The sequence below is a fragment of the Pararoseomonas sp. SCSIO 73927 genome (assembly GCF_037040815.1).
Taxonomy (GTDB): domain Bacteria; phylum Pseudomonadota; class Alphaproteobacteria; order Acetobacterales; family Acetobacteraceae; genus Roseomonas.
On the sequence record NZ_CP146232.1, the window covers coordinates 4,023,352 to 4,043,404 of the forward strand.

At 72.1% G+C, this 20,053-nt stretch carries 18 protein-coding genes and 1 tRNA gene; 14 read left to right on the top strand and 5 right to left on the bottom strand.

The annotated features are described in order from the left end of the window. Positions 1 to 4 precede the first annotated feature (4 nt). Positions 5 to 1,228, bottom strand: coding sequence for a tyrosine--tRNA ligase (tyrS, locus tag VQH23_RS18980; protein ID WP_338666129.1), 1,224 nt, complete (start codon positions 1,226 to 1,228; stop codon positions 5 to 7). 57 nt (positions 1,229 to 1,285) lie between these two features. On the opposite strand from tyrS, the gene VQH23_RS18985 reads away from it, so the two are divergent. Continuing rightward, entirely contained in the window at positions 1,286 to 2,389 is a 1,104-nt protein-coding gene (locus tag VQH23_RS18985) for an anhydro-N-acetylmuramic acid kinase (protein WP_338666130.1), read from the top strand. Positions 2,390 to 2,444: 55 nt separating this feature from the next. Here VQH23_RS18985 and VQH23_RS18990 read toward each other — a convergent pair whose 3' ends face one another. Beyond that, positions 2,445 to 3,113, bottom strand: coding sequence for an alpha/beta hydrolase (locus VQH23_RS18990; RefSeq protein WP_338662289.1), 669 nt, complete (start codon positions 3,111 to 3,113; stop codon positions 2,445 to 2,447). A gap of 446 nt (positions 3,114 to 3,559) precedes the next feature. Here VQH23_RS18990 and VQH23_RS18995 point away from each other — a divergent pair, with 446 nt between their 5' ends. The 8 genes from VQH23_RS18995 (at position 3,560) to VQH23_RS19030 (ending at position 9,767) form a co-directional block, all read left to right on the top strand. Then, positions 3,560 to 4,057: an Rrf2 family transcriptional regulator gene (locus VQH23_RS18995; RefSeq protein ID WP_338662290.1), complete on the top strand. Its 498-nt coding sequence runs from the start codon at positions 3,560 to 3,562 to the stop codon at positions 4,055 to 4,057. Beyond that, positions 4,054 to 5,151: an aminotransferase class V-fold PLP-dependent enzyme gene (locus VQH23_RS19000; protein ID WP_338662291.1), complete on the top strand. Its 1,098-nt coding sequence runs from the start codon at positions 4,054 to 4,056 to the stop codon at positions 5,149 to 5,151. The genes VQH23_RS18995 and VQH23_RS19000 overlap by 4 nt, the downstream gene beginning before the upstream one ends. Before the next feature lie 106 nt (positions 5,152 to 5,257). After that, entirely contained in the window at positions 5,258 to 6,439 is a 1,182-nt protein-coding gene (locus VQH23_RS19005; protein WP_338662292.1) for an aminotransferase class V-fold PLP-dependent enzyme, read from the top strand. Between the two features lie 24 nt (positions 6,440 to 6,463). Then, positions 6,464 to 6,790, top strand: a complete 327-nt coding sequence (locus tag VQH23_RS19010) for a ferredoxin family 2Fe-2S iron-sulfur cluster binding protein (RefSeq protein WP_338662293.1) — start codon at positions 6,464 to 6,466, stop codon at positions 6,788 to 6,790. 5 nt (positions 6,791 to 6,795) lie between these two features. Continuing rightward, positions 6,796 to 7,479, top strand: coding sequence for a thiaminase II (gene tenA / locus VQH23_RS19015; RefSeq protein WP_338662294.1), 684 nt, complete (start codon positions 6,796 to 6,798; stop codon positions 7,477 to 7,479). Beyond that, positions 7,476 to 8,576, top strand: coding sequence for a tRNA 2-thiouridine(34) synthase MnmA (gene mnmA / locus VQH23_RS19020; RefSeq protein WP_338662295.1), 1,101 nt, complete (start codon positions 7,476 to 7,478; stop codon positions 8,574 to 8,576). The genes tenA and mnmA overlap by 4 nt, the downstream gene beginning before the upstream one ends. A 27-nt stretch (positions 8,577 to 8,603) precedes the next feature. Further along, positions 8,604 to 8,680, top strand: a tRNA-Met gene (locus VQH23_RS19025). A gap of 280 nt (positions 8,681 to 8,960) precedes the next feature. Further along, positions 8,961 to 9,767, top strand: a complete 807-nt coding sequence (locus tag VQH23_RS19030) for a CatB-related O-acetyltransferase (protein WP_338662296.1) — start codon at positions 8,961 to 8,963, stop codon at positions 9,765 to 9,767. Between the two features lie 87 nt (positions 9,768 to 9,854). Here VQH23_RS19030 and VQH23_RS19035 read toward each other — a convergent pair whose 3' ends face one another. Continuing rightward, entirely contained in the window at positions 9,855 to 11,648 is a 1,794-nt protein-coding gene (locus VQH23_RS19035) for a PQQ-dependent sugar dehydrogenase (protein ID WP_338662297.1), read from the bottom strand. A 176-nt stretch (positions 11,649 to 11,824) separates the two neighbouring features. On the opposite strand from VQH23_RS19035, the gene VQH23_RS19040 reads away from it, so the two are divergent. The 5 genes from VQH23_RS19040 to cysE all read left to right on the top strand — a co-directional run bounded on the left by VQH23_RS19040 (position 11,825) and on the right by cysE (position 16,199). Next, positions 11,825 to 12,460 (top strand): hypothetical protein, encoded by a 636-nt coding sequence (locus VQH23_RS19040; protein WP_338662298.1) that lies wholly within the window; start codon positions 11,825 to 11,827, stop codon positions 12,458 to 12,460. A gap of 66 nt (positions 12,461 to 12,526) precedes the next feature. Continuing rightward, on the top strand, positions 12,527 to 13,780 hold the full coding sequence (locus VQH23_RS19045; RefSeq protein ID WP_338662299.1) for a D-amino acid dehydrogenase: 1,254 nt from the start codon (positions 12,527 to 12,529) through the stop codon (positions 13,778 to 13,780). A gap of 131 nt (positions 13,781 to 13,911) precedes the next feature. After that, positions 13,912 to 14,550, top strand: coding sequence for a peroxiredoxin (locus VQH23_RS19050; protein ID WP_338662300.1), 639 nt, complete (start codon positions 13,912 to 13,914; stop codon positions 14,548 to 14,550). A 7-nt stretch (positions 14,551 to 14,557) separates the two neighbouring features. Further along, positions 14,558 to 15,553: a cysteine synthase A gene (locus VQH23_RS19055; RefSeq protein WP_338662301.1), complete on the top strand. Its 996-nt coding sequence runs from the start codon at positions 14,558 to 14,560 to the stop codon at positions 15,551 to 15,553. A gap of 10 nt (positions 15,554 to 15,563) precedes the next feature. Then, on the top strand, positions 15,564 to 16,199 hold the full coding sequence (gene cysE, locus VQH23_RS19060; RefSeq protein WP_338662302.1) for a serine O-acetyltransferase: 636 nt from the start codon (positions 15,564 to 15,566) through the stop codon (positions 16,197 to 16,199). A gap of 97 nt (positions 16,200 to 16,296) precedes the next feature. Here cysE and VQH23_RS19065 read toward each other — a convergent pair whose 3' ends face one another. Beyond that, the gene (locus VQH23_RS19065; RefSeq protein ID WP_338666131.1) at positions 16,297 to 17,385 is read right to left on the bottom strand and encodes an OmpA family protein; all 1,089 of its coding nucleotides are present in this window, start codon (positions 17,383 to 17,385) and stop codon (positions 16,297 to 16,299) included. A 358-nt stretch (positions 17,386 to 17,743) separates the two neighbouring features. Then, positions 17,744 to 19,891: a malate synthase G gene (locus VQH23_RS19070; RefSeq protein WP_338662303.1), complete on the bottom strand. Its 2,148-nt coding sequence runs from the start codon at positions 19,889 to 19,891 to the stop codon at positions 17,744 to 17,746. Positions 19,892 to 20,053 lie beyond the last annotated feature (162 nt).

Genomic DNA, 20,053 nt, shown 5'->3' on the forward strand with positions numbered 1-20,053 from the left:
CCCCTCAGCCTGGGCGCACGAGGACGTGGCGCTTGCGCCCGGCGGAGAGCTTCGCCGCCCCGTCGCGCAGGTCCTCCGCCGTCACCTCGCGGGCGATGTCCGTCACCGCCTCGTCGTTCAGCCGCAGCCCGGACTGGCCCACGAGGCGCCGCGCCTCGCCCTTGCTGGCGGCCAGCCCCGCGGCCACCGCCAGGTCCAGCAGGCCGGCGGGCAGGGCGGCGGTGATGGTCGGCAGGGTCTCGGCGGCCTGCCCGGCCTCGAAGGTGGCGCGGGCGGTCTCCGCCGCCGCGTCGGCCGCCGCGCGGCCGTGCAGCAGGGCCGTCGCTTCGGTCGCCAGGACCTTCTTCGCGTCGTTGATCTCGGCACCCTGCAGGGCGCCCAGGCGCTCGCATTCGGCGATCGGCATGTCCGTGAAGAGGCGGAGGAAGCGGCCGACATCCGCGTCCTCCGTGTTCCGCCAGAACTGCCAGTAGTCGTAGGGCGAGAGGCGCTCGGGGTTCAGCCAGACCGCGCCGGAGGCGGTCTTGCCCATCTTGGCGCCGGAGGCGGTGGTCAGCAGCACGGTGGTCGCGCCGAAGACCTCGGCGGCGTCGGCGCGGCGGTTCAGCTCCACGCCCATGATGATGTTGCCCCACTGGTCGCTGCCGCCGAGCTGCAGCCCCACCCCGTGGCGCCGGCGCAGCTCCAGGAAGTCGTAGGACTGGAGAAGCATGTAGTTGAACTCGAGGAAGGAGAAGGCCTGCTCCCGCTCCAGCCGCGTCCGCACGCTGTCCAGCGTCAGCATCCGGTTCACGCTGAAGTGCCGCCCGACCTCGCGCAGGAAGGGGATGTAGGCCAGCCCGTCCAGCCAGGCCGCGTTGTCCAGCATGATCGCGTCGCCGGCGCTGTCCCCGAAGCGGAGGAAGGCGTCGAAGCTGCGGCGGATGCCGGCCTTGTTCACCTCGATCTGGGCATCATCCAGCAGCGGGCGCTGCGTGTCCCGGAAGGAGGGGTCGCCGATCTTCGTCGTGCCACCACCCAGCAGCGCCACGGGCTTGTGGCCGCAGCGTTGCAGCAGGCGCAACAGCATGATCGGCAGGAGATGGCCGACATGCAGGCTGTCCGCCGTGCAGTCGAAGCCGCAATAGGCCGGAAGCACGCCCTGCTGCATCCGGGCGGTCAGCGCCGCCTCGTCCGTCACCTGGTGGATGTAGCCCCGCTCGCGGGCGAGGTGCAGGAACTCGTTCATCGGCGTATCACTCAAGGCCCTTGCAAAGCGCGCGGGCCGTAGCACAAGTGCCGGATGCTGCGAACCATCGGGCTGATGAGCGGAACCTCGCTGGACGGGGTGGACGCTGCCTATGTCGAGACGGACGGGGAGCGGATCGGGCGCATCGGCCCCTCCGTGACCATCCCCTATCCCTCCAGTCTCAGGCGGGAGCTGCGGGCGCTGCTGGACGCCGCCCCCGCCCTGCACGACGAGGGCCGGCTGGCCGATCCCGCCGTGTTGGAGGCCGCCCGACGCCTGACAGAGATCCACGCCCAGGCCGTGGCGAAGCTGAACCGCCCGGCCGACCTCGTCGGCTTCCACGGGCAGACCATCCTTCACCGCCCGTCCAAGGCGCCCGGGCAGCCCGGCCACACCTGGCAGATCGGCGACGCCGCCCTGCTGGCCCGGCTGACGGGGGTGGAGGTGGTGCACGACTTCCGCTCCGCCGATGTCGCGGCCGGCGGGCAGGGGGCGCCGCTGGTGCCGGTGTTCCACCGCGTGCTGGCGGAGGCGCTGCCGAAGCCCGTGGCCGTGCTGAACCTCGGCGGGGTGGGCAACGTGACCTGGATCGGGCCGGAGGGCGAGCTCGTCGCCTTCGACACGGGCCCGGCTAACGGGCCGCTGGACGACTGGGCCCGCCGCTCCCTCGGCGCCGACTACGACCGGGACGGGCACTTGGCCCTCGCCGGCACGCCGGACGGGGCGGTGCTGGGGCGGCTGATGGCCCACCCCTACCTCGCCGCGCCGCCGCCCAAATCCCTGGACCGGCTGGATTTCGACGCCGCGCTGCGCGAGGCGGGCGCCGGCGCGCTCTCTCCGGCCGACGGCGCGGCGACGCTGGCCGCCTTCTGCGCCGTCTGCGTCGGCGCCGCGGCCCGGCACTTCCCGGACCCGCCCGTTCAGTGGCTGGTGGCGGGCGGCGGGCGGCGGAACCCCGCGCTGATGAAGGCGCTCGCCTCCATGCTGGAGGCGCCGGTGCGCCCGGTGGAGGTGGCGGGCTGGGACGGGGACGCGCTGGAGGCCCAGGCCTTCGGCGTGCTGGCAGCCCGCGTCGCCCGGAACCTGCCGCTGACCTTCCCCGGGACCACCGGGGCGCCGCGTCCCCTCACGGGTGGGCGCCGGGTGCCGGCCTACGCGTAAGAAAAAGGGCGGCATCCCTGCGGGTGCCGCCCCCTGCTTTCGGAAAAGCGGTGGATCAATCCGCCGCCATGGCCATGCGCGCGCGGTTCAGCACAGTCATCACGTGGTCCTGCGTGGCGTCCGCCACCTTCTCGGTCTGCTCCGGCGTGAAGACGTGGCCGGCGCCGGGCATGGTCCGGTAGTCGATCTTGATGCCCTTCTGGGTGTTCAGCTTGTCCACCAGCTTCCGCACCGAGGGCTCCGGCACCAGCTCGTCCGCCTCGCCGTGCAGGATGAGGCCGGAGCAGGGGCAGGGGGCCAGGAAGCCGAAATCGTAGTGGCTGGCGGGCGCCGCGATGGAGACGAAGCCGCCCATCTCCGGCCGGCGCATCAGCACCTGCATGCCGACATAGGCGCCGAAGGAGTAGCCGGCGACCCAGAGCATGGAGGCCTGCGGGTTCACGGCCTGGAGGAAGTCGAGCGCGGCGGTGGCGTCGGAGATCTCGCCGATCCCGCCATCGTAGCGGCCCTGGGACTTGCCGACGCCGCGAAAATTGAAGCGCAGCGTGGAGAAGCCCATGGCGCGGTAACGCTCGTAGAGCGCGTGGACCACCCGGTTGTTCATCGTGCCGCCGTGCAGCGGGTGCGGGTGCAGGACCAGGGCAGTCGGAGCATTGGGCTGCTTGGCGTGGTGGTAGCGACCCTCGAGCCGGCCGTCTGGACCGGCGAACATCACCTCGGGCATCATCACCTTCCGCCCCGTAGGGCGTTCTTCTGGGTGGGCCGGGCCCCGTCGGCACCGCCGCCAAGGAACCGCCCCGCCTGTTTCATCGACGCAGGCACCCCGCCCCGGCGGAACGGGATCCGTCCGGGCCCGTAAAGGACTCGGACGGATCCCGTTCCGCCGGACGGAAACCGGGCCGGGATGCGCTAGGCGGCAGGCACCGGCCCGTGCGAAGGGGTCCTTCGCAACGGCCGCGACCTCCAACCGGGCTCCGGGGACGCCATGCGACCCGCGCGGCCTTTCGGTCTGCGGGACCGGTCCAATATAGGCAGCGCCCCGCGAGAATCATAACCAAATCATGGCATGGCCTCACGTTTCAGCGCGCATGGCTGCCCCTGGCGGCAGCCTCGGCCCTCGGGATGCACCCCGGGCGGGGCGCTGGCGGCGCATGGCCGGGCGGCGCTGAGATGCGGCTCTCCACCCGCGGCCGCTACGCCGTCATGGCGCTGACGGAGATGGCCCGCCGCGGCGTGGAGGGGAGCGGCGCGCCGGTGACGCTGGCCGAGGTGGCGCAGTCGCAGATGCTCTCCCTGGCCTATCTCGAGCAGCTCTTCGGGCGGCTGCGGCGCGCGGGGCTGGTGCGGTCCGCCCGCGGCCCCGGGGGCGGCTACCGCCTGGCGCGCCCGGCGGGCGAGATCACGGTGGCCGAGGTCGTGGACGCGGTGGAGGACACCATTGCCGGCGCGCCGGAAGCAGTGGAGGCGCCGGGCGTGCCGCCGGAGCAGCGCGGCCTCTGGCGCGAGCTGGGGGAGCAGGTGCGCCTCTTCCTCTCCGCCATCACGCTGCAGGACGTGGTGGATGGCCGCACCCTCGGCCGGGCCGTGCCCGTGCCTCCGGCGCCTGCCGCTGGAGGCGGGGGCGGGGGCGGGGGTGCGGCCGGGGGCGGCGCCGGAGCGGGCGGGTGAGCCTCTACCTTGACGCCAACGCCACCGAGCCGCTGCGCCCGGAGGCGCGGGAGGCCGCGATCGCCGCCATGGAGCTGCCGGGCAATCCCTCCTCCGTCCACGCGGACGGGCGGGCAGCGCGGCGGGTGCTGGAAGCGGCGCGGGCGCGGGTGGCGGCCCGGTTCGGGGCCTCGCCCCGGGACGTGGTTTTCACCTCCGGCGGGACGGAGGCGAGCGCGCTGGCGGTCGCGTCGCTCCGCCGCGGGCGGCGCGTCCTCGCCGGCGCTACGGAGCACCCGGCGGTGCTGCGCGCGGCCTGGGGCCCGGAGGAGGGCGCGGCGCCGCTGCCGGTGCTGGCGGACGGGACCCTCGACCTCGCCGCACTCGAGGCGGCCCTGGCGGCCGGCGGGCCCGCCCTGGTCCTGCTCATGGTGGCGAACAACGAGACGGGGGTGATCCACCCCGTGGCGGAGGCGGCGGCGATCTGCCGCCGGCACGGCGCGCTGCTGCACCTGGACGCGGTCCAGGCCGCCGGGCGCGTGCCGCTGGACGCCGCGGCGCTGGGGGCCGAGACGATGGCGGTCTCCGGCCACAAGATGGGCGGGCCGAAGGGCGCGGGGGCGCTGATCCTGCGGCCCGGGCTGGAGCTGGCGCCGCTGGTGGCAGGCGGCGGGCAGGAGAGGGGGCGGCGGGGCGGCACGGAGGCGTTGCCGGCCATCGCCGGACTGGGTGCCGCCGCCGAGGCGGCCGACCCCGCGGCGGCCCTCCGGCTCGGCCGCATCCGCGACGCGATCGAGGCCGGGCTGGGCCTGCCCGTGGCGGGCGCCGGCGCGCCGCGCCTGCCGAACACGAGCTGCGTGGCGCTGCCTGGGGCGAGTTCCGAGACGCAGGTGATCGCGCTGGACCTGGCGGGGGTGCGGGTCTCCGCCGGGGCGGCCTGCTCCTCCGGCAAGGTGGCGCGCAGCCCCGTGCTCGCGGCGATGGGGCTGGAGAGGCTGGCGGGCTCGGCGATCCGGGTCTCGCTGCCCTGGAACGCGCCGGAGGACGCGGCGGAACGGTTCCTCGCGGCCCACGCCGCCATGCGGGCGCGGCTGCGGGGCGCGGGCGGGGGGTGATCGCCGGGGCTGGCGACGTGGATAACCTGGCGGACTGACCTGGACGCGCGGCGGATGCGCGTCGCGGCATCTCCCCTCCCGGCCATCGATCCCCCATCTTTCCGGGATGAGGGACGCCGCCAACCGCCAGGCCTACCTGGACAACCACGCCACCACGCCCTGCGACCCGCGGGTGCTGGCGGCCATGCGGCCGTGGTGGGAGGCGAACTTCTCCAACCCCGCCAGCATCGAGCACGCGATGGGCCGGGAGGCCGAGGCGGCGGTGGAGGAGGCGCGCGCCCATGTGGCCGCGCTGATCGGGGCGGAGCCGCGGGAACTGGTCCTCACCTCCGGTGCCACCGAATCGAACAACCTGGCGATCAAGGGCGCCGCACGCTTCGCCGCGGGGCAGGGAACGGACCGGCGCCGCGTGATCACCGTGGCGACCGAGCACAAATGCGTGCTGGAGAGCGTGCGGGACCTCTCGGCGGAGGGCTTCGAGCCCGTTTTCCTGCCGGTGCGTCCCGACGGGCTGCTGGACCCGGAGGCGCTGCGGCGGGCGCTGGAGACGCCGACGCTACTGGTCAGCGTCATGGCCGTGAACAACGAGATCGGAGTGGTGCAGGACATCGGTGCCCTGGCGGCGATGTCGAAGGCGGCGGGCGCGCTGTTCCACACGGACGCGGCCCAGGCCGCCGGGCGGATCCCGCTGGACGTGGAGGGGATGGGCATCGACCTCCTCTCCCTCTCCGCCCACAAGATTTACGGGCCCAAGGGGATCGGCGCCCTCTACGTCCGCCGGCGGCCGCGGGTCCGGCTTGTGCCGCTGTTCTCGGGCGGCGGGCAGGAGCGGGGAATGCGCTCCGGCACCTTGCCCGCGCCGCTGGTAGTGGGCTTCGGGGAGGCGGCGCGGATTGCCCGACTGGAGATGGCGCTGGACGAGGGGCGGTTCCGCCAGCAGCGGGAGCGCTTCCTGGCCGCGCTCGGCGCTGAGGTCCCGGGACTGCAGGTGAACGGCAGCATGGAGAGCCGGGTGGCCGGCAACATTAACGTCACCCTGCCCGGCGGGGTGGACGCGCAGGAGTTGATGCGGGCGGCGCCGGGCGTCTGTGTCTCCACCGGCAGCGCCTGCTCCTCGGCCAGCATCGAGCCCTCCTACGTGCTCAGGGCGCTGGGCCTGCCGGAGGCGGAGGCGCGTTCGACCTTGCGGATCGGCATCGGCCGCTTTACCTCGCCCGCCGAAGTGGACCGGGCGGCGGCCGAGCTGGCGCGCGCCTGGCATGGGCTGCGCCGCGCGGCCGCCGAGTAGGGCCGGGCGCTTGAGGAGAGATCGATGCCGAAGATGACCTTCGTCGAGCGGGACGGCACGCGCCGCGAGGTGGATGCGCCGATGGGTCTCTCGGTGCTGGAAATCGCGCACAAGCATGGGGTGGACATCGAGGGCGCCTGTGAGGGCAGCCTCGCCTGCTCCACCTGCCACGTCATCGTGGACGAGAGCTGGTTCGAGCGCCTGGAGAGCCCGACCGAGGACGAGGAGGACATGCTCGACCTCGCCTTCGACCTGCAGGAGACCTCCCGCCTGGGCTGCCAGCTCATCATGACGGACAAGCTGGACGGGCTGGTGGTGAAGCTGCCCGCCGGCAGCCGCAACGCGGGCTGAGCGCGATGGACGCGCCCTACGGCCGCGAGGGCGGGCTGTTCCGCGCCCTGCGCACCGGGGCGGCGCGGGAGTGGGATGCCTATTGCTGGCACCCCTTCGTCCAGGGGTTGGCGGACGGCACGCTGCCGCTGGCGGCCTTCCGCCACTACCTCGTGCAGGACTACCTTTTCCTCGTGCAGTTCGCGCGCGCCCAGGCCCTGGCCGTGGTGAAGGCCGAGAGCCTGGAGGCGATGCGCGAGAAGGGCCGGGTGGTGCAGGCCATCCTGGACGAGACGAAGCTGCACCTCGTCTACTGCCGGGAATGGGGCCTGGACGAGGCCGCCGTGCTGGCCGAGGCGGAGGCGCCGGAGACGGTGGGCTACACCCGGTGGGTCATGGACCAGGGCTTCCGCGGCGACATCCTGGACCTTGAGGTGGCGTTGGCGCCCTGCACCGTCGGCTACGGCGAGGTGGCGCGGCGGATCGAGGCGCATCCCGGCCGGGTGCGGGATGGGAACCCTTATGAGAACTGGATCGTCCAGTACGCGGGCGCCGAGTACCAGGCCGTTGCCGCGGGCGCGGCAGCCCGGCTGGACGCGCTCGGCGAGACGCATGGCGGGGCGGCGCGGATCGCGGCGCTCACGCGGGTCTTCGCGGAGGCGTCTCGGCTGGAAGCCGATTTCTGGCAGATGGGGCTGAACGCCTCATGAGAGTGATGGTCGCCATGTCCGGCGGCGTGGACAGCTCGGTCGTGGCCGGGCTGCTGGCGGAGCAGGGCCACGAGGTCATCGGCGCCACGCTCCAGCTCTACGATCACGGCGCGGCGGTGCAAAGGAAAGGGGCCTGCTGCGCGGGCCAGGACATTCACGACGCGCGCGACGTGGCCGACCGCCTGGGCATCCCCCACTACGTGCTGGACCGGGAGAGCCGCTTCCGCGACGCCGTGATCGCCGATTTCGCCGACAGCTACGCCCGCGGCGAGACGCCCATCCCCTGCGTGCGCTGCAACCAGACGGTAAAGTTCCAGGACCTCGTCGCCCTGGCCCGTGAACTGGGCTGCGAGGCGCTGGCGACCGGCCACTACGCCCGCCGGGCGGAGGGGCCGGGCGGCCCCGAGCTGCACCGGGCGGCCGATCCGGCGCGGGACCAGTCGTACTTTCTCTTCGCGACCACGCGGGAGCAGCTGGCCTTCTCCCGCTTTCCGCTCGGCGACATGCCGGACAAGGCTTCAGTCAGGCGGGAGGCCGCGCGGCTGGGCTTGGCCGTGGCGGAGAAGCCGGACAGCCAGGACATCTGCTTCGTGCCCGAGGGGCGCTACCACGAGCTGGTGGCGAAGCTCCGCCCGGAGGCGGCGGAGGCGGGCGAGATCGTGGACGAATCGGGCCGCGTCCTCGGCCGGCACGAGGGAGTGGCGCGCTACACGGTGGGGCAGGGGCGGGGCCTCGGCCTCTCCCGTGATCCCGGGATGCGGGTGGCGGCACTGGACCCTGCGCGCCGTCGCGTGGTGGTGGCTCCGGCCCGCGCGATCCCCGTGGCGGAGGTGCCGGTCGCCGAGGTGAACTGGCTCATCGACCCGCCGGAAGCCGCCTTCCGTGCGGAGGCGAAGTTCCGCGCCCGCGAGGTGCCGCAGCCCGTGACGGCGCGCTGGGATCCGGCGCTCGCAGGGCTGATCGTCACGCCCGATGTCCCGGTGATCTCCGCCCCCGGCCAGGGCTGCGTGCTGTACGACGGCGACCGCGTCCTGGGCGGCGGCTTCATCCGCGCCGGCCGCGCCGCAACGGTTGACGCGGAAGCGCCGGCGGCCTAATTCGCGGCTCCCGGCGGACGGCGCTCTGGCGGGGTAGCTCAGCTGGTTAGAGCACAGCACTCATAATGCTGGGGTCACCGGTTCAAGTCCGGTTCCCGCTACCAGTCCTCGCCGTCCGCCGGTTCCCCACAAAATCTCCTGTGACCTTCGCTTGTTCGCGTGGCCGTTTACCGGTCGGCAAGGCGACGCGCGATAACCTGCCGCCGCAACGAACGGCGCGCTGGAGAAGGCCCGGTGCGACCGCGGAAGTCCGGGGTGGAATGTACCCGTGGCACGCGGCACAACCTGTGCGGGAATAAAAACCTAATTGCTACAACTACTTAACCTCAATATGAGCGAAGGTGGCTGAGAGCGGCACGCGCCGTGACCCTTGAGGAGGCGTGCTTGATCGTCACGGAAGAACTGCTTCGCCTCTTCGATAAGGCCCGCATCTTCACGGAGAAGGCGGGGCCACGACGCTTCCGCCTGGGTTCCAGCCTCATCGTGGCCCGCGGCGCCCGCCTGGAGGGGTACTCGGAGATCTTCTCCGGCAACGTCCTCCCGGCCAGCGCCGGGGCCTTCTCCTACTCGCATTCGCCCTTCAAGGCTTTCGCCAATCTCGGGCGCTACTGCTCCATCGCGGGCGGAGTCACGGTCATGGGGGCCGACCACCCGCACGAGTGGGTGACGACATCCCCGTTCACCTACCGCCCGACCGGGCACCCGGCCGTCGTCGCCGCGTATGAGGACCACGGCCGGCCGATCGAGACCGCCCGCGCCTTCCGCTTCCGCGGCGCCAAGAACAGCCTGAACATCGGCCACGACGTCTGGATCGCCGGGGACGTCCTGCTGCGGCAGGGGATCAGCATCGGCCACGGCGCGGTGATCGCCGGCGGGTCGGTCGTGACCAAGGATGTGCCGCCTTTCGCGATCGTCGGCGGCGTCCCGGCCAGGGTTATCCGCCTGCGCTTCCCGGAGGCGATCGTGGAGCGGCTGTTGGCGCTGGAGTGGTGGCGCTTCCATCCGGCCGTACTGCAGGAACTGCGGACCGACGACGTGGCGGCCTTCCTCGGCAATCTAGAAGCGGCACTGGACCAGGGCAGCATCACACCCTTCGACCCTGGCTACCTGGAATTCGCCGACCCGGACGGGCTGCCCATCCTGCACCCCGCCTCGGCCGTGAACCACAGCGCGGCCGAGATCGCGGCCTGACGACGGGCGGAGCCCGGCGCCCGCGCGGGGCGCCCAGCTCCCGCTACATCCGGCGCCCGGGCGGCACCAAGGCCGGCCGCGGAATCGCTACAGGATGAAATCCGCCGCGGTCAGCGGCGCGGCGCTGGCGACCAGTAGGACAAGGTCCGCCGGCCCGCCATCGACGGACACCTCGACCCGCCAGGCCTCGTCCAGCTCCAGCACCCGGACCTGCGGGCCCGAGGCGGCGAAGCCGGCCCCGCCGATGAAGGCGAGGCGCCCATCCGCCAGGGCGGAGAGGTCCATACGGTCACCCTCCGCGCCGTTGAAGTCGGTCACGCGGTCGATCGGGCTGCCGCGCGGGCTGTCGGACGGGGTGGTCCAGCGGAAGCGGTCGGCCCCGGCACCGCCTGTCATCGCGTCCGTTCCCGCCCCGCCGGCCAGCACGTCGTCACCGGCGCCGCCGAGCAGCCGGTCCGCCCCCGCGCCGCCGAGCAGGTGGTCCGCGCCCTCGCCCCCGTCCAGCCGGTCCGCGCCGGCGCCGCCGATCAGCAGGTCGTCTCCCGCGCCGCCGGCGAGGGTGTCGTTCCCCTCCATGCCGGAGAGAAGGTCGTCGCCGTTGCCGCCGGCCGCGCGGTCGTCGCCTGCCCCGGCGAAGACCCGGTCGTTCCCGCCGCCTGAGGCGATCCGGTCCGCCGCGTCCCGGTCCACCCCGTCCACCGTGCCGGCCGGCGCGCCCGTGGAGATCCGGGTCAGGGTGCCGTCGATGCCGACGGCGAAGAGGGAGCCGTCCCCGTCCTCGGCGAAGGAGACGAGGGCCTGGCGGGCCACGGCGCCGCCGTCGTCGATCTCCCGCCGGTCCAGGTCGCCGTCCCCGTCCGTGTCCGCCAGGGTCCAGAAGCGCGTGCTGACGAAGTCACCGAAGAGGTATTGGCCGTAAAGCCCCGTCTCCGGCCCGCGGCTGACATAACCGCCGATGATGGAGCGGTCATCGGCCGAATGGTCGTAGGAGTGGACGGGGAAGGTGAACCCCTCGGCCGGGCCCGCGCCGCCCTCATAGGTGTTCCAGCCGAAATTGGCCCCGGGCGCCCCGATGTTGACCTCCTCGAAGGCGTCCTGACCGACATCGCCGATCCACAGCTCCCCGGTGCCGATGTCGAAGCTGGCACGGTAGGGGTTGCGAAGGCCGTAGGCCCAGACCTCGGGCGCGCCACCGCCGCCCGCGAAAGGATTGTCCGCGGGAATGGCGTAGTTGCGCGCCGGGTCGCCGGGAAAGTCGTCCCCGTTCACGTCGATGCGGAGAATGGACCCGCGCAGGTCGCTCCGGTCCTGCCCTCCGCCGGTCGGGTCGTTGGCGCCGCCGCCGTCGCCCGTGGCGATATGCAGCATCCCGTCCGGGCCGAAGCCCATCCAGCCGCCCTTGTGGTTGTTGAAGTTGCCGGGCTGGGGGATCGTCAGGACCTCGCGCGCCGTGCCGGTGGGCACCGTGTCCGGGTCCGCGGGATCGATCGTGTACTCCCGCACCTGGCTCTCGCCGTCCCGACGGGAGAAGAAGACGTAGAACCGGCCGTTGGTTCCGAAGTCCGGATGGAAGGCCATGCCGAGCAGGCCCTGTTCCCCGGCCGTGGAGACCTCCGCGCTCATGTCGAGGAAGGGCGTGGCCCGCACCGCCCCGGTCGCGGTGTCCACCACGCGGATCACGCCGGTCCGGTCCAGGACGTAGAGCTGCCCGGCATCGCCCGGCGCCGCGGTGGCAAAGACCGCCGGGCCTAACCCCGTGGCGATCGTGGTGAAGACGGGGGCAGCGGCCGGCGCGGCGAGGGGGCCATGGCCCTCGATCAGGTCATCCCCACGCGTGCCGTTCAGCGTGTTCCCGCCGAGGCTGCCCGTGATCCTCGCCATTCTCGTTTCCTCGTCCCTTTTCCCGATCATGACCGGGCGCGGGGCGCGGCGGGACCGGTATCCTCGCTCCACAAGCCCTTGTTATCGATCGCACGGGGGCGTGAGCCGTGGGCCGGTTCCATCCGGCCCGCGCCACGCCCTTGTTTGCTCTGTCCGTAATCGGAGGAGAGACCAGGATGCGCCCGACCCTGACCGCCCTGATCGCCGGCCTTGCTCTGCCCGTGGCCGCGCTGGCGCAGACCGCGCCGCCCGATACATCCCGTGCGGCCCCGGTCCCGGGTGTGGCGCCCGGCACGCGGCCGGGCCAGGCGGCGGAGCTGCCACGGCTCGTCATCGGCGCGCCGGGTCGGTGCGAGCTCTCGTCCGGCGGCCAGTCGCAACCCTGCAGCAGCGGGCTCGTCTACGTGCACCACCGCAACGGGGCGGTGCTGATCTCCGTCCAGTCCACGCCCACCAGCACCATCGGCTTCCAGGGCAACGGCGACACCCAGCCCGTGCGGGAGGAGTACACGCTGGAGCTGAGCCGGATGCACACCTCCATCGATGGGCGCACCGCGGCGAAGACGGTGCGGGGCACCTGCCAGATCAGCATGACGGCGGATGGCCTGACCTGGCACCGCGCCACCTGCCGCGCGACGGACGGGAACGGCCTGGTGACGGTGATGAGCTTCAGCGGCGACGGCCGGCAGGTCACGGTCGCGCGCCCCGGCGAGGAGGGCGGCGGAACCGGGCGCGCGCCTTCCGGAGCAGCTGGAGGCGCGCCCTCCGGCGGGACGAGCGGCAAGCCCGCCCCCGCCGCGCCCAAGGGCTGATCCGCCCCCTTTGCCCGGGGCTCGGGAGGCCGCATCGTCGGGTCAGGCATCGGACGGGAGTCGCGCGTGAGGGTCCTCGTTCTCGGAAGCGGCGTCATCGGCGTCACCACCGCCTGGTACTTGGCGAAGGCCGGGCACGAGGTGACGGTCATCGACCGCCAGGACGGCGCGGGGAAGGAGACGAGCTTCGCGAATGCGGGGCAGCTCTCCTACGGCTACTCCTCGCCCTGGGCGGGGCCGGGGGTGCCGATGAAGGCGGTGAAGTGGCTGCTGATGCACCACCGCCCCTTCGTCCTCTGGCCGCGCCCGGACTGGGACATGCTCTCCTGGCTCGCCCGGATGGCCGCGAACTGCACGGAGCGCGCCTATCGCCGCAACAAGGGCCGGATGGTGCGCGTGGCCGAGTACAGCCGCGTCGCGCTGGCCGAGTTGCGCGCCGAGACAGGCATCGAGTTCGACCACCGCGCGCGCGGCACGGTGCAGCTTTTCCGCACGCAGAAGCAGCTGGACCACGTGGGCGGCGACACCGCCGTGCTGGACGGGTACGGCGTGCCCTGGGAACTGCTGGACCCGGCGGGCTGCATCGCGGCGGAGCCGGCGCTCGCGCGGGTGCAGGGCAAGTTCGTCGGCGGACTGCGCCTGCCGCAGGACGAGACGGGGGACGCCTTCCTCTTCACCCAGCGCCTGGCGGAGCTCGCGCGCGGCAAGGGCGTGGACTTCCGCCTCGGCGTCGGCGTCGCCTCCATTCACTGCGAGGGCGGGCGCGTGGCGGCGGTGGAGACGGACCACGGCGACTTCACCGCCGATGCCTACGTCGCCGCGCTGGGCAGCCACACCCCGGCGGTGCTGCGGCCGCTGGGGCTGCGCCTGCCCGTCTATCCCATCAAGGGCTACTCCCTGACCCTGCCGGTCACGGAGGAGGAGGCCGCCCCCGTCTCCACCGTGATGGACGAGACCTATAAGATCGCCATCACCCGGCTGGGCGACCGGATCCGGGTCGGCGGCACGGCGGAGATCGCCGGCTTCTCCACCAGTCTGCGCAGGCCGCGGCGGGAGACGCTGGAGCACTCCGTGCGCGACCTTTTCCCCGAGGGCGGGGACCTCGCGGCGGCGCGCTTCTGGACGGGGCTGCGGCCGATGACGCCGGACGGCACGCCGATCATCGGGGGGACGAGGCTGCCCAACCTCTACACCAACACCGGCCACGGCACGCTGGGCTGGACCATGGCCTGCGGATCGGGGCGGGTGCTGGCCGACATCGTCTCCGGACGGCCGCCGGAGATCGATGTCTCCGACCTCGGGCTCTCGCGTTACGGTTGAGACAGGCTCCTTGGAAGGCCGGTTCGCGGTCCCGACATCCGGGGTGAGACGGAGCGGGGCGGGGCGCCTTGGCCGGTTCTTTCACGCCGTGATAGCGTTGTGGAATTGAGAATTCTACGGAGGAAGCCTGTATGACGCTTCAACTCGGACAGACCGCCCCGGACTTCGAGGCCGACACCACCCAGGGCCGCATCCGCTTCCACGAGTGGCTCGGCAGTTCCTGGGGCGTGCTGTTCAGCCACCCGAAGGACTACACGCCCGTCTGCACGACGGAGCTGGGCTACACCGCCAAGCTGAAGCCCGAGTTCGACCGCCGCGGCGTGAAGGTGATCGGCCTCTCCGTCGATACGCTGGACCGGCACGAGGGCTGGAACGCGGACATCGAGGAGACGCAGGGCACTGCGGTGAACTTCCCGATGATCTCCGACCACGACCGGAACGTCGCCACCCTTTACGGCATGATCCATCCCGAGGCCGACGCGGCCGTGACGGTCCGGACCGTCTTCCTGATCGACCCGAGCAAGAAGATCCGCCTGATGCTGATCTACCCGCCGAGCGCCGGGCGGAACTTTGACGAGATCCTGCGCGTGATCGACAGCCTGCAGCTGACGGACAAGCACAAGGTCGCCACCCCCGTGAACTGGAAGAAGGGCGACAAGGTCATCGTCGCCGCCAGCCTCTCGGACGAGGATGCGAAGAAGCACTTTCCCCAGGGCTGGACGGCCGAGAAGCCCTACCTGCGCTGGGTTGACCATCTGGAGTGGACCTGAACCCACCATGCCCATTCTCGCCACTGACTTCTGGGACGCGGTCGGAAACACGCCCCTTATCCGGCTCCGCCGCGCCTCCGAGAGGACGGGGTGCGAGATCCTGGGCAAGGCGGAGTTCATGAACCCCGGCGGCAGCGTGAAGGACCGCGCCGCCATCGGCATTCTGGGGGAGGCCGTCGACCGCGGCCTCCTCACCCCTTTCCAGCCGGGAACGGTGGTGGAGGGGACGGCGGGGAACACCGGCATCGGGCTGGCGCTGGCCGCGAACGCGCGAGGCTGGAAGTCCGTGATCGTCGTGCCGCGCACGCAAAGCCGGGAGAAGCTGGACTTCCTGCGCATGATCGGCGCGGACCTGCGATTGGTGGATCCGAAGCCGTTGGCCGATCCCGACCACTACGTGAACTACTCCCGCCGGCTAGCGGAGGAGATGGGCGCGGTCTGGGCCAACCAGTTCGGCAACTCCGCGAACGCGACGGCGCACGAGGCGACGACGGGCGCGGAGATCTGGGAGCAGACGGGCGGGAAGGTGGACGCCTTCACCTGCGCCTGCGGTACCGGCGGCACGCTGCACGGGACGGCGCGCGCGCTGAAGGCGCGTAATCCCGGTGTGCGGATCGTGCTGGCGGACCCGCACGGCTCCGGCCTGTATTCCTGGGTGAAGACCGGCACCGTCTCGGCCGAGGGCAATTCCATCACCGAGGGGATCGGGCAGGCGAGCAAGGTCCCCGCCGTGCTGGAGGGCGCGCCGATCGACGACGCCGTGCGGATCTCCGACTCGGAGGCGCTGGAGCAGTGCTTCTCCCTCCTCGTCGAAGAGGGGCTGAGCGTGGGCGGGTCTGCGGGGCTGAACGTGGCGGCGGCGATCCGGGTCGCCGAGGATCTCGGGCCGGGGCACACGGTCGTCACCGTGCTCTGCGACGGCGGGGCGCGCTACCAGTCCAAACTGTTCAACCCCGACTTCCTTCGCGAGAAGGGGCTCCCCGTGCCGGGCTGGCTGGCATGAGAGGCTTCTCGTGATCGGGGAGGCGCTGGAGATCGCGCGGGCCATCCGGGCGCGCGATCCGGCGCGACCGACTTTCGCGGAGTCGCTCCTCTGCTATGCCGGGCTGCACGCGGTGCTGTGGCACCGGATGGCGCACCGCCTCTGGCGCGGGGGCTTCCGGGCTCCGGCCCGCCTCGTCTCTCACCTCTCCCGCTTCCTCACGGGAATCGAGATCCATCCCGGCGCGACGATCGGGCGTCGGCTCTTCATCGACCACGGCATGGGTGTGGTGATCGGCGAGACGGCGGAGATCGGCGACGACGTGCTGATCTACCACGGCGTGACGCTGGGCGGGCTGACCCTGCGCCCGGGCAAGCGCCACCCGACGCTGGAGAGCGGCGTGGTGATCGGCGCCGGCGCGCAGGTGCTGGGCCCGATCCGCATCGGGCGGAACGCGCGGGTGGGAGCGAACGCGGTCTGCGTCGATCCCGTGCCGGACGGGGTGACGGTGGTGGGTATCCCCGCCCGCCCGCCCGGAAAGCCCTGCGAGGAGGCGACGACAGGCTACGGAATCGGGCCCGGCGCGCTGGAATCCGTGGCGGAGGAGGTGGCGGCGCTGCGCGCCGAGATCGCGGCGTTGCGGGAACGCGATTCGCTCCGGGCCTGACCGCCGATGAGGCTTCGACATCACCGCCCGAATAAGAGAAGGGGCGGGACCCTTCGGTCCCGCCCCCAACCTGTCACCCGTGAAGCGACCGGGCTGCTCAGCGCAGCACGATCTCGACGCGGCGGTTCTGCGGCTCACGCACGCCGTCGGCCGTGGCCACCAGGGGGCGGCTCTCGCCGAAGGCCTGGATGGACATGGCGGAGCGCGGGATGCCCCGGCGGCTCAGCTCCGAGGCAACGGCCTCGGCGCGGCGCATGGAGAGGCGCTGGTTGTACTGCGGCGTGCCGGAGCGGTCGGCGTGGCCGGCCACCTCGATCCGGGTCGTGCCCGTGGAGGACGCGGCCTGGGCCGCGTCCGCGATGATCTGGCGGGCGCGGTCCGTCAGATCGGCGCGATCGAAGTCGAAGAACACGAGGTAGGTGCGGGACGGGGCGGCGGGCTGCACGGCGGCCGGCGCAGCCACGGGGGCCGGGACCGGGCGCGGCTGGTTGAAGGCGTAGCGCAGGCCGAGCATGATGGAGTGGTTGTAGTTCTCCACCTCCGTCTTCCGCCGCACCACGGTATTGGCGGCCGGGACGTAGTTGGACGGCACCTGCTGGTCCAGCGTGCCGTAGAAGCGGTACTCCGCCGTCAGGCTCAGCCCGGGCACCGCCCGGATGGGGATGCCGACGCCACCGATGGCCTGGTAGGCGAAATCGCCGCTCGTGCCGAAGACGTCGACGCGCGGCCCGGCCGCGCTCTGCACCCGCACGTTCTGGTAGTTCACCCAGCCATAGCCGGCACCGAGCCCGACATAGGGCTGCACGGGCCAGCTCGGCGCGGCGAAGTCGTAGAAGACGTTCGCCATCACGCCGTACTGCAGCACGTGGCCGGTGGTGCGCCTCGGCGGGGCGATGAAGCCCATGCGGCCGCTATCCACGTCATTGCGGCGGACATTGCCCTCGATCTCGGCGCGCAGCCCATTCCCGAAGCCCCAGCCGAGGCTGCCAACGAAGACGTAGCCCGTCTCGAAGTCGATGGAGCCGCTGCCGAACTGGGCGCGTGGGACGCTGTTGCTCGCCTGGAAATCGCTTTCCTGCGTCCAGTTCACACCGCCGCCGCCGGCGATGTAGAGGCCCGACACGGGCTGAGCCCCGGCCACCACGGGCAGAAGGGTGACCGCCGCGGCAAGAAAGGCGGGCTGCATGCTTTTCACGAGCGTCTCCCAAGGTTGCTGGGACGCGGCGCACCCGCCGGGATAAACGGCCGCCACGTCTCATTTGCACCATCAGGTGAAACAGGTTGTGATCTAGACGTAAAAACACAACCGCGTGCTCGTTGAGTGCCCGTTAACACAAGTTTATCGCGACAGCGTACTCACCCTGCAACCTTTGAGCGAAATACGGCCCGACCGGGCCTGCGGTTCTCCTATCAAGCTACGCCTGATCTACGCCATCTATCCCGGGCCCGGCGGCCCGCTGCGGGCGCGTCAGAGGACGGAGGGCTCCCGGCCATGACGGCCGAAAGCCTTCCGCATTGCAGCAATCGATGAGGCGGGGCGGTGCCTAGCCGGCCTTCGCCTCGCGGCGGCGGCGGTGCAGCACGAACTCCGTATAGCCGTTAGGCTGGGCCGCCCCCTCGAAGACGAGATCACAGGCGGCTTGGAAAGCCACGCCGCCGAAACCCGGGGCCATCGGGGTGTAGAGCGGGTCGCCGGCGTTCTGCTCGTCGACCACGGCCGCCATGCGGCGCAGGGTCTCCTCCACCCGCTCCCGCGTGACGATGCCGTGGCGAAGCCAGTTGGCGATGTGCTGGGCGGAGATGCGGAGCGTCGCGCGGTCCTCCATCAGGCCCACGTCGTGGATGTCCGGCACCTTGGAGCAGCCCACCCCCTGGTCGATCCAGCGGACGACGTAGCCGAGGATACCCTGGGCGTTGTTGTCCAGCTCCGCCTGGATGTCCGCGTCCGCGAAATTCGTGTTCTCCGCCAGCGGGACCGTCAGCAGGTCCGAGAGCTTCGCGCGGGCGCCGCCGGAAGCGAGCTCCGCCTGCCGCCCCGCCACGTCTACCGTGTGGTAGTGCAGGGCGTGCAGAGTGGCGGCGGTGGGGGAGGGGACCCAGGCCGTGCTGGCGCCCGACTTCGGGTGCCCCACCTTCTGCTCCAGCATCGCCGCCATCGCGTCCGGCGCCGCCCACATGCCCTTGCCGATCTGGGCGTGGCCGCGCAGCCCGCAGGCTAGGCCGACATCGACGTTGTTGTCCTCGTAGGCGCCGATCCAGGCGGCCTTGCGCATGTCGTTCTTGCGGACGACGGGGCCGGCCTCCATCGAGGTGTGGATCTCGTCGCCCGTGCGGTCCAGGAAGCCGGTGTTGATGAAGAACACGCGGGATTTCGCCGCCTCGATGCAGCGGGCGAGGTTGACGGTGGTGCGCCGCTCCTCGTCCATGATGCCCATCTTCAGCGTGTTCGCGGGAAGGCCGAGTGCCGCCTCCACCTCGCCGAACAGCGCCACGGCCCACTCCACCTCAGCCGGGCCGTGCATTTTCGGCTTCACGATGTACACGCTGCCGGCGCGGCTGTTCATCCGCCCGCCGCGCAGGTCGTGCAGGGCGATGAGGCTGGTGACGTAGGCGTCCAGCACCGTCTCCGGCACCTCCGCGCCGTCCAGCGTCACCGCGTCCGTCATCATGTGGTGGCCGACGTTGCGCACCAGCATGAGGGAGCGGCCGTGCAGCGCGATCTCGCTCCCGTCCGCCGCCTTGTAGGTGCGGTCCGGGTTCAGCCGCCGCACCAGCGTCTCGCCGCCCTTGTCGAAGCTGGCGGAGAGGTCGCCGCGCATCAGGCCCAGCCAGTTGCGGTAGACCACCACCTTGTCGTCCGCGTCCACGGCGGCGACGGAATCCTCGGCGTCCATGATGGTGGAGAGCGCGGATTCCAGCAGCAGGTCGGCGACGCCCGCCTTGTCCGTGCGGCCGATCGGGTGGCCGCGGTCGATCACGATCTCCAGGTGCAGGCCGTTGCGGGCCAGCAGAATGGCGGTCGGCTCGGCCTCGGTGCCGTTGTAGCCGCGGAACCCCGCCGGGTCCTTAAGCCCCGTGGTCCGGCCGCTGGCCGTCACGGCCGCCAGCTTGCCGGCCTCGATCCGGTAGCCGGAGACATCCGCGTGGCTGCCGCTCTCCAGCGGCGCCGCGGCGTCCAGCACGGCGCGGGCGCGGGCGATCACGGCCGCGCCGCGGGCGGGATCGTAGCCCCGGGTCTTCGGCCCTTCTTGCGGGATGGCGTCCGTGCCGTAGAGCGCGTCGTAGAGGCTGCCCCAGCGCGCATTGGCCGCGTTCAGCGCGTAGCGGGCGTTGTTCACGGGCACGACGAGCTGCGGCCCGGCCATGCGCGCGATCTCGTCGTCCACATCCGCCGTCTCCACGGCGAAGGGGGCGGGCGGGTCCAGCAGGTAGCCGATCTCGCGCAGGAAGGCCTCGTAGGCGGCGCGGTCCAGGGGGCGGGCGGGGTTGGCGCGGTGCCAGGCGTCGATCCGAGCCTGCAGCGCGTCGCGCTCCGCGAGGAGGGCGGCGTTGCGGGCGCCGAGGCCGCGCAGCGTGGCTTCCATGGCGGCCCAGAAGGCGCCGGCCTCCACGCCCGTGCCCGGCAGGGCCTCATCCTCGATGAAGCGACGGAGGACCGGGGAGACCTCCATGCCCTGACCCGTTCCAGCCATGCCGTGTCCCTCCTCGTTTGTCCCTTCGCCCAATAGTCCGCCGCCGGGCGCCGGGCAAACCGGGCTGCTGGCCCGGTAGCCCTGCCGGTACGGGCCTGTCGCCGCGCCGTTCCAGCAGCCTTGCCCGCGCGCCGTTCCGGCAGCCTTGCCCGCGCGCCGTTC